Origin of the sequence: Halanaerobium polyolivorans (assembly GCF_020711195.1) — a bacterium.
In the GTDB taxonomy this organism is placed as follows: Bacteria; Bacillota; Halanaerobiia; order Halanaerobiales; family Halanaerobiaceae; genus Halanaerobium; species Halanaerobium polyolivorans.
Window position 1 is genome coordinate 134,741 of the sequence record NZ_JAJFAT010000005.1, and the last position, 16,772, is coordinate 151,512.

Sequence of the window (16,772 nt, forward strand, 5' to 3'; positions counted from 1 at the left end):
TTAACTTTTTGATTTGCCGTTATTTTTTGCCAATTTGATCTTATATTCTATATAATCATCATTATAGTTATAATTACGATCCATTTCGACTTCAATTCCAGAACTTTTAATTTCTTTAAGTGTTTTTTCTAATGAATTAGCAAATAATCTTAGATCATCAGAAAGGTGTTTAATCTTTTTCTTGGCTTTCTTTTTTGGTTTTAGTGCAGACTCGATCAATTTTTCGCTTTCTCTTACTGTAAGTTCTTCAGCAGCAATCTTATTTAATATTTCTAGCTGAAGCTCAGCTGAATCCAGCTTTAGAAGGGCTCTACCGTGTCTTTCACTTAGATTTTTATCAATTAAAAGTTCCTGGATTTCATCATTTAGCTGAAGTAACCTCAGCTTATTAGCTATAGTTGACTGCCCTTTAGATAAGCGTTCTGCTAGTTCTTTTTGGCTTAAATCAAACTCTTCCAGCAATCTTTGATAAGCAGCAGCTTCTTCTAAAAAATTTAAATCTTTACGCTGAAGATTTTCAACTAAAGCAATTTCAGCCATTTCCTGATCAGCAAAGTTTTTAATTACAGCAGGTATTTTATCTTTACCCAACTTTTTAGCAGCTCTCAAACGTCTTTCGCCAGCTATTAGTTGATATTTATTATTTTTTTTACGTACAGTAATCGGCTGAATTAAACCAAAATTATTTATTGAATCAGCCAATTCCTCAATTTCTGAATCCTTAAATTCTCGGCGGGGTTGAAAGGGATTAGCAGAAATGTCTGCAATATTAAGCTGAGTTATTTCTTCATTATTTCCTTTTATATCACTATTAAAAAAAGGAATTTTCATAAATCCATACCTCCTGTCTACTAAGATATAGTTCTTTGAATTTTTTAAAAATCCTTTTTAAATCAGATAATTAAATCATAATTAATTTTTATAGAAGAAAATTCTCTTTGTTTTTTAAAGTGGTCTTTTATTTGGAATACCTGCTCTTCTTGGATATTTTTCGTCGCTTTCTTTCAGCTTTTCTATAACTAGCAAATATCTTTCCGCCTCAAGGCCCGGCACATCAAGCTTTATACTTGTTTTGATTTGAGCATCTAAAAGATCTAATGCCTTTTCTGCAGCTTCAATCTCACTTTTATATTCAGGGCCTTTGTAGAAAAAGGCGCTTCCGCCAACTTTTAAAAAGGGAACTGCATATTCTAGTAAAATATTTAAAGAAGCAACAGCTCTTGAGCTTACATGATCAAAGCTAGCCCTCCAACCATCAACTCTGGCTAAGTCTTCAGCTCTACCATGAGTAGCTCTTATACCCTGTAGATCTAATTTGTAGCTTAATTGATTTAAAAAATTTATTTTTTTTGCTGATGAATCAAGCAGGTAAAAACTATCTCCAGGTAAAAATAATTTTAAAACTAAGCCCGGAAAACCAGCTCCAGTTCCAATATCCAGCCAGCGCTTCTTTTCTCTTAAATCTAAATGTTTCAAAATAACCAGTGAATCTAAAAAATGTTTTTTTATTACCTCTTCAGCTTTAGTAATAGAACTCAAATTATATTTTTTGTTTTCTTTTTTAAAAAAACAATAATATTGCCAAAGCTGGTCTAGGTGCTGCTGACTATAATAAATATTTAGTTCTTTTAATCCTTTTTCAAGTTTATTTATAAAATCATCTTTATTTATCTCCATTTTCATCATCCTTTTTAGAACGATTATATTGCTCTAAATAAATCATCAAGGCTGAAATATCAGCAGGAGAAACCCCCGAGATCCTTGAAGCCTGACCGATTGAAAGGGGTCTTACCCGAGCTAATTTCTCTCTGGCTTCAAGCCTTAAATTTTCCAACTGACTGTAGTCTAGCTCTTCAGGTATTTTCTTTTCTTCCATTTTTCTAAACTGTTCAACCTGAGCCTGCTGTCTATCAATATATCCTTTATATTTTACCTGTATTTCTACCTGTTCAGCAACATCTTTAGTTATTTCTGGTAAATCAGGCGCAAAATAGCGAAGATCTTCATATGATAATTCTGGCCTTCTTAATAAAGCCTCTAAAGTAACTGGTTTGCTGAGATTTCCGCTTTCAAGTTCTTCTAATTTTTCTCTGACCTCTGCAGTTGGATTAACTTTATTATTTTCATCTCTTAAATAATCTAATGCTTTTTCTACTCCTTTAATTTTGCTTTGATAACTTTGATAACGCTTGTCATCAACAAGGCCAACCTCTCTACCAATAGGAGTTAAGCGCTGATCTGCATTATCCTGTCTTAATAGCAGGCGATATTCAGCTCTAGAAGTCATGATCCGATAAGGTTCTGGGGTGCCTTTAGTTACTAGGTCATCAATCAAAACACCTATATATGCTTCAGATCTTTTCAGAATCATTGGCTCTCTATTCTGAAGGCTTAAAGCAGCATTAATTCCGGCAACTATCCCCTGGCCTGCGGCCTCTTCATAACCGGAGCTACCATTTATTTGACCTGCTGTGTATAATCCTTTGATCTTTTTGAGTTCTAAATCAAGTTTTAGTTCTTCAGGATCAACACAGTCATATTCTATGGCATAACCGGGTCTCATTATTTCAACCTCTTCTAAACCTGGAATACTTCTTGCCATTTCTATTTGTACATCATGAGGCAAACTGGTAGAAAGGCCCGAAATATAGTATTCATCTGTATGAGCACCTTCAGGTTCAATAAATAACTGATGTCTGCCTTTATCAGGAAAACGAACAACTTTATCCTCAATTGAAGGACAATAACGAGGTCCTACACCTTCAATAACACCACTAAAGAGAGGGGTTCTCATCTTATTTTCATTAATAATTTGGTGAGTTTTTTCTGTAGTATAGGTTAAATAACACATTGCCTGTTCACCTTTTAAAGGCTCTGATTGAAAGGAAAAGCTTAATCCTTCTTCCCCTGGTTGGGGTTCCATTTTAGAAAAATCAAGAGAACGCTTACTGACTCTTGGAGGGGTGCCTGTTTTAAATCTCCTTAAAGAAATACCTTCTTCTTTAAGACTGCCTGATAATTTGTTTGCAGGATACTGCTGATTAGGACCAGCATTAAATTTAGCCTCTCCAATAATAATTCTCCCTTTTAAAAAAGTTCCGGTGGTTAAAATAACTTTTTTAGCAGCAAAGAAAATCCCAGTTTTACTAATAATGCCCTTAATTTCTCCAGCTTCAACAACCAATTTCTCAGCTATCTGTTGTTTTAAATCTAAATTGTCCTGATTTTCTAAAATTCTTTTCATTCGCTGATGATAAGCCTGTTTATCAGATTGACCCCTTAAACCATGGACTGCTGGTCCTTTGCTTGTGTTTAACATTCTAATTTGAATCATCGTTTCATCCATATTACGGGCCATTTCTCCCCCTAAAGCATCTATTTCTCGAACAATATGTGCTTTACCTGGTCCTCCCAATGATGGGTTACAGGGCATAAAGGCAACATGGTCTAAGTTTACTGTTAAGGTAAGTGTTTCAAAACCCATTCTTGCGGGAGCTAGAGAGGCTTCACAGCCAGCATGACCAGCCCCGATCACAATTACATCATATTCTTTTGGATATTTATGAAAATCCATTCTATCACCCTTCTAAAATTAATATCATTTATTATTTTCCCAAACAAAAATCATTAAAAATCCTATCTATTATATCATCTGCTACCGTTTCTCCTGTGATTTCTCCCAGAGCATTGAGGCAGTCTTTTAAATCAATTGTTAAAAAATCATAAGGCATAGATGTTTCACGTGAAACAATTACTCTTTCTATTGCCTTTTTAGCTTTAAGCAGGGCATTTTTGTGCCTACTTTTAGTTATAATCACATTGTCATCACCACTAAGCTCTTCATCTAATATCTCATTTAAAATTTTCTGCCTCAACTCTTCTAGACCTTCTTCCTCTAAAAGAGAAATCCAGAGCAAGCTGTGTTCTTTGAATTCGTGCTCTATTTTATTTTTATCTACCTGAGCAGGAAGATCTGTTTTATTAACTATTACGATTAGTGGTTTTTCTTTAATTAATTTATAAATTTCTAAATCTTCTTCGGTTAAACCCTGACTTATATCAAGCATAAAAAGAACTAAATCTGCTTTTTCAGCTGATTTTCTAGTTCTTTCTACTCCTATTTTCTCTACTTTATCAGCTGTTTCCCTAATACCTGCTGTATCAATAATTTTAAGAGGAATGCCTTTTAAATTAACATATTCTTCAATCACATCTCTTGTAGTCCCTGGTATATCAGTAACAATAGCTCTTTTCTCTTCCAAAAAATAATTTAAAAGACTTGATTTTCCCACATTAGGCTTACCAACAATTACAGTTTTTAAGCCCTCTTTATATATTTTGCCCTGTCTGCTGCTGATTAATAATTTTTCTATCTCTTCTTTAATATAGTTAAATTTATCATCTAAATTTTCTGGAGAAAAACCTTCTATTTCATCTTCAGGATAATCTATAGCAGCTTCAAGATGGGCGAGCACCTCAACAGCTACTTCTTTAATTTCATCTACTCTTTGAGATAATTTGCCGCTTAACTGCTCAACTGCAATATCTAAACTTTTTTCAGTCTTAGAGTTTATAATATCTATAATGGCCTCTGCTTGGGCCAAATCAATCCTCCCATTGAGAAATGCTCGCTGTGAAAATTCACCAGGTTCTGCTAGTCTAGCTCCATTAGCTAAGACAAGTTCTAAAACCGCTCGTAAAGGCGTCATTCCTCCATGGCAGTCAAACTCTAATACATTCTCACCTGTAAAAGAACGTGGTTTTCTCATCATAATAGCTACAACTTCATCAATTTTTTTCTCGGCTTCTGGATCATAAATAAATCCGTAATGGGCAGTATAACTTTCAGAGTCTTTGAGTTTTTTTCCCTGCTGTACAGATCTAAATATTTGATCTCCAATCTCATAAGCATCTGGCCCACTTATTCTAATTTTCCCTGTACCACCGGTACCAAATGGAGTTGCAATAGCAGCTATAGTATCTTCTCTTAAAATATCCATTCTAAGACCTCCTAAAAATATAACCCAGCAGAGAACTATCCCCGCTGGGTTATTATAAAAGTTGTTTTTTTTATTTATCTAATGGTTCTATCATAACCTTGCGATAAGGCTCCTGCCCTTCACTATAGGATTTAACATTATTTTTTTCTTTAATTTTAATATGAATAATTCTTCTTTCATGAGGTGGCATTGGTTCTAAAACAACTTTTCTCTGTTTTCTTTCAGCCTTATCAGCTAGACGATCAGCCAATCTCTCTAAAGTTTGTCTTCGTCTATCTCTATAACCTTCTGCATCAACTAAAACTCTAAAATAATCATCAAGTTCTTTATTAATAAAAATTGAGGTTAAATACTGAATAGCATCTAAAGTTTCACCTCTATGTCCAATTACAAGCCCTAATTCTTTTTGGCCTTTTAAATTATATTGAACCTGTTCTTGATCGGTTTCTGACTCAATAACCTCAACTTCGATTTCCAAATTTGCTTTTTCCAGTAGATTTTCTAAAAATATTTTACCTTCTTCAATTGGTTTAAATATTTTTTCCACTTCTACAACAGCATCTTTAGCTCCTATTAAACCAAAGATACCTTTGCTTCCTTCATCAATAACCTTGATTTTAGCGTCATCTCTCTTTACACCAAGTTTAGAAAGTGCTTTTTCAACTGCATCATCAACAGTTTTAGCTTTTATTTTTATATTTTTCATTTTTATTTGGCAGCCCCCTCAAATTTACTGGGTTCTTTAGATAAAAGATATTGTTGTCCTACTGTAAATAAGGTAGAAACAAACCAGTATACTAATACTCCGGCAGGTAATCTAAAACCAATAAAGACAATGAATAAAGGCATCATATACATCATCTTATTGCTCTTTTCTCCACCTCCGGATAATTTCTGAGTAATATGTGTCTGAGCAAACATTACAGCTGCATTTAATAATACTATTGCAATATCAGGTTCTGCAAGAGAACCCTGGGTAATGGTTCCAATCCAGAGAAACGCTTCATTAGCCATCTGATCTCCCAAAGCAAAAATAGTTCTGTAAAGTGGAATCAAGATAGCCATCTGAACAATCATTGGAAAACATCCAGCAGCTGGATTAATTCCATGCTCTTTATAAAGCTTCATCATTTCTTCCTGCTGTTTTTCCTTATCATCTTCATATTTATTCTGAATCTTTTTCATTTCAGGCTGTACTTCCTGCATTTCTTTCATGGATCGAGTTTGTTTTGCAGTTAGTGGATAAAGAGCTAATTTAATTATAAGTGTAAATATTACAATAGCCAGACCATAATTACCAACAAGTCCATAAATAAAATCTAATGCATAAGTCATTCCATTAATTAACCAATCAAACATGTATTAATTTCCTCCTATTCTACCGGATCATATCCACCTGGGTGAAAAGGATGACAGCGCAAAATACGCTTTAATCCCATCCAAACTCCTTTTAAAGCTCCATATTTTTTAATTGCCTCTTTGCTATACTCAGAACATGTTGGTCTGAAGCGGCAGCTTTTTGGAGTCCAGGGAGAAATAATCTTCTGGTAGATTGTAATAAAAAACAATAATATTTTTTTCATAATTATCACCCTAATTTAAGTCCAGTCATAATCAGCCAGGCAGAGTTAAATATCTAAAAAATGAAAATTACTTAGAGCAGAGAATTTAAATTTACTTGCATATTAATATTAGAATATTTAACCAAAAAAGCTAATCACAACTATGTAATGCTTAAAATAAATTAGCTTTTTTAAATAGCTTTTTTATATCTCTTTTAAGTTCCTGATAATCAAGCTTGGCTGCTGGATTACGGGCAATAAATACTATGTCATAAGCTTTAAAATCTTTTTTTTCAAACTCTCTAATTATTTCTCTCATTCTTCTTTTTAATTTATTTCTAACAACAGCATTACCAACTTTTTTTGAAACAGATAAACCGTATTTATTAAAATCTTTTTCCGGTGTTTGTAGTACATAAAGAACTAGGTTTCTACTTACATATGATTTACCATTATTATAAACTTTTTTGAATTCTTTATTCTTTTTTAAACTCTCCACTTAAAAACCCCCAGCTAAAACAAAACACAATAATAGCAGTTTATTTTTCATTCATTTAAAATTATATGTTATTTAGATAATAGAGTCAAGGAATTTAAAGTTTATCCACAAGATAATAACTAAAAAGTTCTGTTGATAATTTGTTGATAATCTGTTATTATTAATATGGTTAAAGAGCAAAAAAATTAATGATTACTAAATACTTAGTTAAAAGGCCTTTTTTCAGTTTGTGCATTATTTTATCAACAACTACTAATTTTCGATATTTTAAGCGGAAATTTCGCCTTTTATCCACAATTTTTTATTTTTTTATCCACAATCTGTTGATAACTATAGCCCATTGTGGATATCTTTAGTTTTTTTATTAACATTTTTTAAAATAATTTTTTTGAAAAATAAAGTTATTTACTGAATTGACAGTTGATTTACTTTAATTTTTGCTGTGGATAAGTTTCGTAGTTGTCCACATTTTTGTGTATAAGTGCTTATTTAACCCCCGTTTTAGGGGGTGAATTTTACTTAAGATTAATTTTTAAGAATTACAGGAGGTATTTTATGTCTTTTTCGCAAAAAGAACTAGATCATATTTGGGATAAAACTTTAGAAGAAATAAAGGATCAAATTACTAATCCTAGTTTTAATACCTGGTTTTCAGAAACTAAGGCAGTTTTAATGACAAAAGAAAATCAGTTGGTTTTAGAAGTCCCCAATGATTTTATTAAGGACTGGATAGAATCACAGTATATTAATTTAATTGAGGAAATTTTAAACGATCTCACCGGTAGTGAATGGACCTTGCTTTTTTTAACTCCGAAAGAGGTTAAAAAATTCAAAGAAAAACAGGCTAAAAATAAAGAAGTTACAGCAGAAAATAATAATACTGATTTAATTGATGAAACCGATGATTTCGAAGATTTAGAAAAACCGGAAGATGATGAAAAATTTAAAAATGGTTTTAATCCTAAATATACATTTGATACCTTTGTAGTTGGTAACAGCAACCGCTTTGCCCATGCTGCTTCACTAGCGGTAGCAGAAGCACCAGCAAAGGCATATAATCCTCTTTTTATCTATGGAGATGTGGGTTTAGGTAAAACCCATTTAATGCAGGCTATTGCCCACTTTATCTTGAAAAATAATCCTGATTACAAGGTTGTTTATGTTTCTTCAGAAACATTTACAAATGAACTTATAAATTCAATTAAAGATGATTCAACTGTTGATTTTAGAGATAAATATAGAAATATTGATATTTTACTTGTTGATGATATTCAATTTTTGGCAGGTAAAGAGCGGACCCAGGAAGAATTTTTCCATACTTTTAATACTTTACATGAGTCAAATCGACAATTAATTATTTCAAGTGATAGACCACCAAAGGAAATACCAACTCTTGAAGAAAGACTTAGATCCCGTTTTGAATGGGGTTTGATAACTGATATTCAAAAACCTGATTTAGAAACCAGAATTGCTATTTTACGAAAAAAAGCAGATATAGAGAATTTAACCATTCCAAATGAGGTAGTTATCTATATTGCAAATAAAATACAATCGAATATTAGAGAATTAGAGGGAGCACTGGTTAAGGTTATTGCTTATTCTTCACTTGTTGATAGAGAAATAGATATTGAATTAGCCAGAGAAGCATTGAAAGATTTGGTTAATAAGAAAAAAGATGAGCATATTGAAGTTAATATAGAAAGAATCAAAAAAATAATTATTGAAGACTATAATTTAAAGATGGAAGATATGGAATCTAAAAAAAGAACTCAAAACATTGCTTTTCCTCGTCAAATTGCAATGTATTTAAGTAGAGAATTAACAGATTTTTCTTTACCCCACATTGGAGATGAATTTGGAGGTAGAGATCACACAACTGTAATTCATGCTCACAATAAAATTAAAGAAAAAATAAAAAATGAAGAAGATTTCAGCAATAAAATTGAGCGGCTTACCAATACAATAAAACACGGTTAAAGTTATAAACAAAAATTGTGGATAGTTATTCAGGTAGTTGTAGATAAAATGTTGATAAATTCAAACTGTTAGTATGTGGATAACTTTAGGTGCTTAAACTAACAGTTTATCTACAGGCAAAATCAACTAATAGTTAGTATTAGAGGGCTTATCCACATATTAACAGCCCCTACTACTATTACTACTAGTTATATTAATAAAAAAACAACTATAATATTTTGTGCGGGTTGTTAATAACTTTTTAAAATGGAGGGATCTAAGTTGAAATTTTCAATTGAACAAAAGGATTTATATAAGGCTTTAAATATTGTTAGGAGAGCTGTGGCTAAAAACAAAACACTTCCTATTTTAACTGGTATTTATTTGAAAGTGGAAAAAAATACTCTCAGCTTAAAGGCAACAGATTTAGAATTAGGTATCAAATATAGTGTTAAAGTTGATTCAGAAGAGGAAGGTGCAGTTGTACTGCCAGCGATGCAGTTTATTAATATCATTAGAGAATTACCTTCTGAAAAAATCAAAATGGAATTGAACAAAGATAAATGGCAGTTAAAAATAAACTGCTTAAATTCATTATTTAAAATTAATGGTTTTGATCCTGATGAATTTCCAAGTTTACCAGAAGTTGAAGCAAGTGCTGAATTTAACTTACCTGCAGCCAAATTTAAATCTATGCTGGAAAAGGTAAGAATATCTACTTCAAAAGATGAAACTCAACCAGCTTTGACCGGGGCACTTTTTGTTGTTAAATCAGAAGAGGTAAGGATGGTATCAACCAATACATATCGATTATCTTATATTGATTCTCCTTTAAAAACTGATATAGATCAAAAGATAGAAGTTATTTTACCTGGGAGCACCTTAGATGAACTAAATAACTTATTAGAAGATGAAGGTAGTGTAGAGATTTTAGTTGACAGCAATTATGCTCGTTTTGAATTTGCTGGTATAGAATTGATATCTAGACTTATCGAAGGTAAATTTCCTAATTATGAACTTGTAATACCTGATGAATTTAATTCTAAATTTAGTGCAGATCTTTCCAAACTACATGGAGCAGTTAAAAGAGCATCTTTGATCGCAAAAGAAGATGCAAATATAATCTCTATTTCAGCTGATGAGGGAATAATGGAAATTAATTCAACTGAAGGCAGTGCTGGTTATGCTCATGAAGAACTAGCAATTGAATTGTCCGGTCCTGATCAAAAAATAAATATTGATGCTGGTTATTTAATCGATGTTTTAAAGGTTTTAGCAAATGAAGAAATTAATATAGAGATGATAGGTCCATTAAATCCTCTTGTGATAAAAGATGAAGATGAAGCTGGAGGAAAGTTTATTTATTTAATTATGCCTGTTAGAGCTCAGGCTTCTTAGAGGAGGGTTATTTTTGGAGAATATTGAAATTAAGACCGATACAATAAATTTAGATCAATTTTTAAAATGGGCAAATATAGTTATGAGTGGTGGAGAGGCTAAATACTTAATTCAAGAAGGAGAAGTAATAGTTAATGGAGAAATAGAAACACAGAGGGGAAAAACTCTAAAAGTGGGAGATATTGTATCTCTTGCTGGAGAAGATAAAAAATATAAAGTAAGTCGGGGATAAAAAATGTATTTAAAAAGGGTTCTCTGCCGTAATTTTCGTAATTTCGATGAATTAATAATTGATCTGAATCCAAATTTAAATATATTTTTGGGTGATAATGGTCAGGGAAAAACAAATTTATTAGAAGCAATTTACATAATGGCAACAAGTAATTCCCATCGCAGCAGTATTTGTTCTGAATTAATTAACTGGGACAAAGAAGAAGCGCTTATTCAGTTGCTTTTAGAGCGCAGAGAAGGTAAAATTAAATTAGCTATGCGTTTAGATAAAGGAGGACGCAGGGTAGAATTAAATGATAATCCACTTGATAAGGTAAAAGAAATTGTGGGTTATCTTAATGCTGTTTTATTTTCACCTGAAGATTTAAAGTTGGTTAAAGAAGGACCTTCTCATCGGAGAGAATTTATTAATTTAGAAATTTCTCAAGTGAGCAGATACTACAATCATCTTTTAAGCAAATATGATCATATTTTAAAACAGAGGAATAATTTGCTTAAATCAATCAGAGATGGAAAAAAATCTGCAGACAATATGCTTTCTATTTGGGATGAACAGCTATCTACTATTGGGGCAAAAATTATTTTAAAAAGAATAGAAGTAATTGATAAATTAAAAATCTTGGCGAGACTTTCTCAAAGACAGATTACAGAGGGAAAAGAAGAACTAGAAATAGAATATGATATTTCATTAAATGGTTTTTCTAAAAAAATGGGAGAAGCAGAGTTGAGGGAGCTTTTTAATAAAAATTTAAGAGAAAAAAAAGAAGAGGAAATTAACAGAGGTTATACTGTGATTGGACCACATAGGGATGATCTGATTTTAAAGGTAAATGAGATGGATTTAAGAAAATATGGATCACAGGGACAGCAGCGAACAGCTGCTCTGGCTTTAAAACTAGCAGAACTTGAATTTATGAAATCTGAAACCGGAGAATATCCAGTTCTGCTTTTAGATGATGTTTTTTCTGAATTAGATAGTTTAAGAAGAAAGGCATTAATTGATATCATAGCAAATAAAATTCAAACTATAATAACAGCAACAGATGGAGAAAATTTATCCGGACTAAAAAATAACTCTTATCATGTTTATAGAGTTAAAGAGGGTAAAATTAAAAAAAGAGGGTGAGTTTTAAGATGTTCTTACATCTTGGTGGAGGTAATATGATTCCTTCTGATGAAGTGGTTTTAATTGGTGATCTAGAAAATACTACTTATTCTGAAATCACACAAGAATTTATGCAGATTTCTGATGAAGAAGGATTTATAGTAGACTATTCAGCGGGTAATCCCCGTTCTTTTGTATTGACAGGAGAGACTATATATCTTTCAATGATCTCATCTAAGACACTAGCAGATAGAGTTGATAAGTTTACTGAAGAAAATGGGGGATATTGATGGATTTTAAAGAGAGAAGTAATTATGAAGCTGAACATATACAGGTACTTGAGGGTTTAGAAGCCGTTAGGAAAAGACCGGGAATGTATATTGGTTCAACCAGTACTGAGGGCTTACATCACCTTGTATATGAGGTAGTTGATAATAGTATAGATGAAGCGATGGCAGGTTATTGTACAGAAATAATCGTTGAAATACAGCCTGGTAATATTATAAAGGTTAAAGATAATGGACGTGGTATACCGGTTGAAAATCATCCTAAAATTGATAAACCTGCTGTAGAAGTTGTAATGACAACCCTCCATGCAGGTGGTAAATTTGGAGGAGATGGCTATAAAGTTTCTGGAGGTTTACATGGAGTAGGTATTTCTGTTGTAAATGCTCTAACAGAATGGATGGAAGTTGAAATAGCCTGGAAAGATGGTAAAGTATATAAGCAAAAATATGAAAGGGGAGTACCTCAGCACGAACTGAGAGCTATTGGCAGCTGTGATAGTGACTGTACGGGAACCACAATAGAATTTAAAGCTGATCCCCAAATTTTTGAAGAAATAGATTATGAATATAGAAATTTAGCCCAGCGCTTAAAAGAACTTGCCTTTTTAAATAAAGGACTTAAAATAAAAATAATTGACAGCAGGGTAGATGAAGTAAAAGAAGATGAATATCAGTATGAAGGTGGCCTAGTTTCTTTTGTTAAATATTTAAATCAGAGTAAAAAACCCCTTTATCCAGATCCAATTTATCTGGAAACAGAAGGAGAAGAGGGATCACTAGAAGTAGCCATTCAATATCATCAGGGCTATAACAGTTCAATTTTTACTTTTGCCAATAATATTAATACAAAAGAGGGTGGAACCCATTTAAGTGGTTTTAAATCAGCTATTACTAGAACCTTTAATGATTATGCCCGAAAAAAGAATATTTTAAAAGATTCTGATGATAATTTAAAAGGGCAGGATATTAGAGAAGGTATGACTGCAATAATTAGTGTTAAATTAGGAGATCCTCAATTTGAAGGACAGACCAAGACAAAACTTGGTAACTCTGAGATGAGAGGTTTTGTTGATTCTGCAGTCTCTTCATTTCTTAAAACTTTTTTAGAAGAGAATCCTAAAATAGCTAAAGCAATTGTTGATAAGGCTTTAAGTGCTGCTAGAGCAAGAAGAGCAGCTCGTAAAGCAAGAGATTTGACCAGAAGAAAAAGTGCTCTTACTTCAACTGCTTTACCAGGAAAACTAGCTGATTGTGCAAAAAGGCAGGCAGAAGATACTGAAGTATATATAGTTGAGGGTGATTCTGCCGGTGGTTCAGCTAAACAGGGAAGAGATAGGGAATTTCAGGCTATTTTACCTTTAAAGGGTAAAATATTAAATGTTGAAAAATCGCGTTTAAATAAAATATTAAATAATGATGAGATTAGAGCTTTAATTACTGCTATTGGAACAGGTGTTGCAGAAGAATTTGATATAAATAATTTACGCTATGAAAGAATAATAATTATGACTGATGCAGATATCGATGGTGCTCATATAAGAACACTGCTTTTAACTTTTTTCTATCGTTATATGAGACCTTTATTAGAAAATGGAAATATTTATATAGCACAACCACCTTTATATAAGGTTAAAAAAGGAAGAAAAGAAGAATATGTATATAATGACAAAGCACTTAAAGAATTAATGGACGAAATTGGTAAGGAGAGAACATCATTACAGAGATATAAAGGGTTGGGAGAGATGAATCCTGGACAGCTCTGGGATACTACTATGGATCCAGATAATAGAATTTTACTCCAGGTTAGTATTGAAGATGCAATAATGGCTGATGAGACATTTTCTATTTTAATGGGTGATAAAGTAGAACCAAGAAGAAAATTTATTCAAGAAAATGCAGCTCAAGTTAAAAATCTTGATGTTTAAATCTTATTATATAAAGGCTGGTGAATAATTTGGATCAAAAGGCAGCAAGGGTAGAAAAAATTGACATAGATAAAGAAATGAGAGGTTCTTATCTTGATTATGCAATGAGTGTAATTGTAGGTAGAGCTCTTCCGGATGTTAGAGATGGTTTAAAACCTGTTCATAGAAGAATATTATATGCTTTAAATGATTTAGGGATGACTCCTAATAAACCACATAAAAAATCAGCTCGTATTGTTGGGGAAGTACTTGGTAAATATCATCCTCATGGTGATACAGCTGTTTATGATACTATGGTTAGGATGGCCCAAGATTTTTCTTATCGTTATCCACTTATTGATGGACACGGTAATTTTGGTTCTGTTGATGGTGATTCAGCTGCAGCGATGCGTTATACAGAAGCTAGAATGGCATCTATTACCACAGAATTATTAACCGATATAAATAAAGAAACTGTAGATTTTACACCTAATTTTGATGAGTCTTTAGAAGAACCAGAAGTTTTACCAGCACGCTTTCCCAATCTATTGGTAAATGGTAGTGCAGGGATTGCAGTTGGAATGTCAACTAGTATTCCACCTCACAATTTAGGTGAAGTAATAGATGGGGTTATAAAATTAATTGATAATGGAGATATCACAACTAAGGAATTAATGTCAATTATCAAAGGACCTGATTTCCCTACTGGTGGACAGATTATGGGTAGAGGAAGTATTTATAAAGCCTATAAAACTGGTAGAGGTAAATTAACAGTTAGAGCTAAAACAAGGATTGAAGATTTAAATGTTAATAGAAAACAAATTATAGTAGATGAATTACCTTATCAGGTTAATAAAGCCCGTTTAATTAAAAAAATAGCTAATCTAGTTAAAGATGAAAAAATAGAAGCTATTTCTGATATTAGAGATGAATCTGATAGAGATGGTATGAGGATTGTAATTGAATTAAAAAGAGAGGCCACTCCAGAAGTAGTTTTAAATCAATTATATAAACATAGTAGATTACAAATAACTTTTAGTACTATAATGATTGCTCTGGTAAATAATGAACCTAAGGTGTTATCCTTAAAAGAAATTTTAGAGCATTATTTAGAACATCAAAAAGATGTAATTACCAGAAGAACTAAATATGACCTTGATAAAGCATTAGATAGAGCTCATATACTAGAGGGTTATAAAATTGCTCTAGCAAATATAGATGAAATTGTAGAAATGATTAAAGAAGCAGAAGATGTAGATACAGCTAGAATTTCATTAATGGATGATTATGAATTATCTGAGATTCAGGCAAATGCTATTTTGAGAATGAGATTACAGAGTTTAACAGGTTTAGAAAGAAATAAAATTGATAATGAATATGATGAGCTTCAGGATAAAATAACAAGATACCGTTCTATTTTAGCTGATGAAAATAAGCTTCTTAATATTGTCAAAAAAGAAATATTAGAAATAAAAGATAAATATAATGATCAGCGCAGAACTGATATTATGGACAAGGTAACTGATCTAGAAATAGAAGATTTAATAGAAGAGGAACAAATAGTAATAGCTATGACCCATCAGGGATATATAAAAAGAATGCCTTTAGATATTTACCGCAGTCAAAGGCGTGGTGGTAAAGGTGTAATTGGTATAAGCACCAAGGAAGAAGATTTTGTAGAAAATATATTTACCACTACAACCCATTATAAATTCCTATTTTTCAGCAATCAAGGCAGGGTCTACAGACTTAAGGGATATCAAATTCCGGAAGCTGGAAGGCAGGCAAGGGGTACGGCTATAATAAACCTTTTAGAGTTAAAGGAAGATGAAAGGGTAACAGCTGTAATTCCTGTCAAAGAATTTCCAGAAGATGCCTATTTAATTATGGCCACCAAAAATGGTTTAATTAAAAAGACCTCATTAGATGCTTATGATACTAATTATACAGGTTTAATTGGGATTAATTTAAGAGAAAATGATGAATTAATAGGAGTTAGGATTATAGATGAGAATGAAAATATAATCTTAGTTAGCAAAGATGCTAAAGCTATTCACTTCAATGAAAAAGATGTAAGATCAGTAGGTAGAAATTCTTATGGAGTTAGAGGAATTAGACTTAGTGAAGAAGATCATGTAATTGATATGGGTATTGATTCTGCTGGAGAACATCTACTTGTAATAACTGAAAATGGTTATGGTAAAAAAACACCACTTTCAGAATATAGGATTCAAAATAGAGGTGGAAAAGGAATATTAACTGCCAATATAACCGAAAAAAATGGACCATTAGCTGCAGCTAAAATTATAGATGATAGTTCTGAAATGATGGTTATTACTCATGAAGGAATAATTATTAGAGTTCAAGCAGAAGAAATTTCAACTACAGGTAGAAATACCATTGGAGTTAAAATAATTAATGTTGAAGAAGATGATAAAGTAGTTTCTTTAGCCAGAATTAATGAAGAAGAAATTGAAGATGAACTTGAAGAATTAGATAAACTTGAAACAGAAACAGATGAGTTAGACGAATTATATGATCAAGAATGATTTTAAATATTAAAATAATATAAATAAAAGTAAATTTAAGGCTATAAAACCCGCTTTTACAGGGGTTTTTATAGTCAAAAAAAATAAAAAGAATTATTTCTTGACAAACCCTGTTAATCAATGTTAACATAGTAAATGTCGCTGAAAAAGACAGCTTGTTTTTGAAAAGAAAATAATTAAAAAAAGTTCTTGACAAACAGCATCAGCATTGATAAGATATTAAATGTCGCTGTTAAAAGCAGAAGCGACAAATCTTCACGAAAAAAGAAGATTAGAGCGCT

At 32.0% G+C, this 16,772-nt stretch carries 15 protein-coding genes; 7 read left to right on the top strand and 8 right to left on the bottom strand.

Annotated features, from left to right (window positions below; genetic code table 11):
- The 8 genes from noc to rnpA all read right to left on the bottom strand — a co-directional run bounded on the left by noc (position 1) and on the right by rnpA (position 7,061).
- Positions 1-831, bottom strand: coding sequence for a nucleoid occlusion protein (gene noc / locus LJ207_RS05170; protein ID WP_229344753.1), 831 nt, complete (start codon positions 829-831; stop codon positions 1-3).
- A 114-nt stretch (positions 832-945) separates the two neighbouring features.
- A complete protein-coding gene (gene rsmG, locus LJ207_RS05175; RefSeq protein ID WP_229344755.1) occupies positions 946-1,677 on the bottom strand; it encodes a 16S rRNA (guanine(527)-N(7))-methyltransferase RsmG in 732 nt (243 codons plus the stop codon).
- Positions 1,664-3,574 (bottom strand): tRNA uridine-5-carboxymethylaminomethyl(34) synthesis enzyme MnmG, encoded by a 1,911-nt coding sequence (gene mnmG / locus LJ207_RS05180; RefSeq protein WP_229344757.1) that lies wholly within the window; start codon positions 3,572-3,574, stop codon positions 1,664-1,666. The genes rsmG and mnmG overlap by 14 nt, the downstream gene beginning before the upstream one ends.
- Positions 3,575-3,605: 31 nt before the next feature.
- Positions 3,606-5,000, bottom strand: a complete 1,395-nt coding sequence (gene mnmE / locus LJ207_RS05185; RefSeq protein ID WP_229344759.1) for a tRNA uridine-5-carboxymethylaminomethyl(34) synthesis GTPase MnmE — start codon at positions 4,998-5,000, stop codon at positions 3,606-3,608.
- 70 nt (positions 5,001-5,070) lie between these two features.
- Positions 5,071-5,706, bottom strand: coding sequence for an RNA-binding cell elongation regulator Jag/EloR (jag, locus tag LJ207_RS05190; protein ID WP_229344761.1), 636 nt, complete (start codon positions 5,704-5,706; stop codon positions 5,071-5,073).
- A 2-nt stretch (positions 5,707-5,708) separates the two neighbouring features.
- A complete protein-coding gene (locus LJ207_RS05195; protein WP_229344762.1) occupies positions 5,709-6,359 on the bottom strand; it encodes a YidC/Oxa1 family membrane protein insertase in 651 nt (216 codons plus the stop codon).
- 14 nt (positions 6,360-6,373) lie between these two features.
- Positions 6,374-6,583, bottom strand: coding sequence for a membrane protein insertion efficiency factor YidD (yidD, locus tag LJ207_RS05200; protein WP_229344764.1), 210 nt, complete (start codon positions 6,581-6,583; stop codon positions 6,374-6,376).
- A gap of 151 nt (positions 6,584-6,734) precedes the next feature.
- Positions 6,735-7,061, bottom strand: coding sequence for a ribonuclease P protein component (gene rnpA / locus LJ207_RS05205; protein ID WP_229344767.1), 327 nt, complete (start codon positions 7,059-7,061; stop codon positions 6,735-6,737).
- A 555-nt stretch (positions 7,062-7,616) separates the two neighbouring features.
- Between rnpA and dnaA the strand changes: the two genes are divergently transcribed.
- The 7 genes from dnaA to gyrA all read left to right on the top strand — a co-directional run bounded on the left by dnaA (position 7,617) and on the right by gyrA (position 16,491).
- Positions 7,617-9,038 (top strand): chromosomal replication initiator protein DnaA, encoded by a 1,422-nt coding sequence (dnaA, locus tag LJ207_RS05210; RefSeq protein ID WP_229344769.1) that lies wholly within the window; start codon positions 7,617-7,619, stop codon positions 9,036-9,038.
- Between the two features lie 261 nt (positions 9,039-9,299).
- Positions 9,300-10,415, top strand: a complete 1,116-nt coding sequence (gene dnaN / locus LJ207_RS05215; protein WP_229344771.1) for a DNA polymerase III subunit beta — start codon at positions 9,300-9,302, stop codon at positions 10,413-10,415.
- A gap of 13 nt (positions 10,416-10,428) precedes the next feature.
- Positions 10,429-10,647 carry an RNA-binding S4 domain-containing protein gene (locus LJ207_RS05220; protein ID WP_229344773.1) on the top strand — a complete coding sequence of 73 codons (219 nt, stop codon included), beginning with the start codon at positions 10,429-10,431 and terminating at the stop codon, positions 10,645-10,647.
- 3 nt (positions 10,648-10,650) lie between these two features.
- A complete protein-coding gene (recF, locus tag LJ207_RS05225) occupies positions 10,651-11,772 on the top strand; it encodes a DNA replication/repair protein RecF (RefSeq protein ID WP_229344775.1) in 1,122 nt (373 codons plus the stop codon).
- An 8-nt stretch (positions 11,773-11,780) separates the two neighbouring features.
- Complete coding sequence (remB, locus tag LJ207_RS05230) at positions 11,781-12,041, top strand: extracellular matrix regulator RemB (protein ID WP_229344777.1); 261 nt, start codon at positions 11,781-11,783, stop codon at positions 12,039-12,041.
- Positions 12,041-13,963: a DNA topoisomerase (ATP-hydrolyzing) subunit B gene (gyrB, locus tag LJ207_RS05235; protein WP_229344779.1), complete on the top strand. Its 1,923-nt coding sequence runs from the start codon at positions 12,041-12,043 to the stop codon at positions 13,961-13,963. The genes remB and gyrB overlap by 1 nt, the downstream gene beginning before the upstream one ends.
- A gap of 29 nt (positions 13,964-13,992) precedes the next feature.
- Positions 13,993-16,491, top strand: coding sequence for a DNA gyrase subunit A (gene gyrA / locus LJ207_RS05240; RefSeq protein WP_255666759.1), 2,499 nt, complete (start codon positions 13,993-13,995; stop codon positions 16,489-16,491).
- The last annotated feature ends 281 nt before the right edge of the window (positions 16,492-16,772 follow it).

What these genes read in the sequence shown, in the direction of transcription:
- recF (WP_229344775.1), top strand. Translation starts at nt 10,651, where the DNA reads ATGTATTTAAAAAGGGTTCTCTGCCGTAATTTTCGTAATTTCGATGAA.
- LJ207_RS05195 (WP_229344762.1), bottom strand. Translation starts at nt 6,359, where the DNA reads ATGTTTGATTGGTTAATTAATGGAATGACTTATGCATTAGATTTTATT.
- dnaA (WP_229344769.1), top strand. Translation starts at nt 7,617, where the DNA reads ATGTCTTTTTCGCAAAAAGAACTAGATCATATTTGGGATAAAACTTTA.
- yidD (WP_229344764.1), bottom strand. Translation starts at nt 6,583, where the DNA reads ATGAAAAAAATATTATTGTTTTTTATTACAATCTACCAGAAGATTATT.
- remB (WP_229344777.1), top strand. Translation starts at nt 11,781, where the DNA reads ATGTTCTTACATCTTGGTGGAGGTAATATGATTCCTTCTGATGAAGTG.
- jag (WP_229344761.1), bottom strand. Translation starts at nt 5,706, where the DNA reads ATGAAAAATATAAAAATAAAAGCTAAAACTGTTGATGATGCAGTTGAA.
- mnmE (WP_229344759.1), bottom strand. Translation starts at nt 5,000, where the DNA reads ATGGATATTTTAAGAGAAGATACTATAGCTGCTATTGCAACTCCATTT.
- rsmG (WP_229344755.1), bottom strand. Translation starts at nt 1,677, where the DNA reads ATGGAGATAAATAAAGATGATTTTATAAATAAACTTGAAAAAGGATTA.
- gyrB (WP_229344779.1), top strand. Translation starts at nt 12,041, where the DNA reads ATGGATTTTAAAGAGAGAAGTAATTATGAAGCTGAACATATACAGGTA.
- mnmG (WP_229344757.1), bottom strand. Translation starts at nt 3,574, where the DNA reads ATGGATTTTCATAAATATCCAAAAGAATATGATGTAATTGTGATCGGG.
- noc (WP_229344753.1), bottom strand. Translation starts at nt 831, where the DNA reads ATGAAAATTCCTTTTTTTAATAGTGATATAAAAGGAAATAATGAAGAA.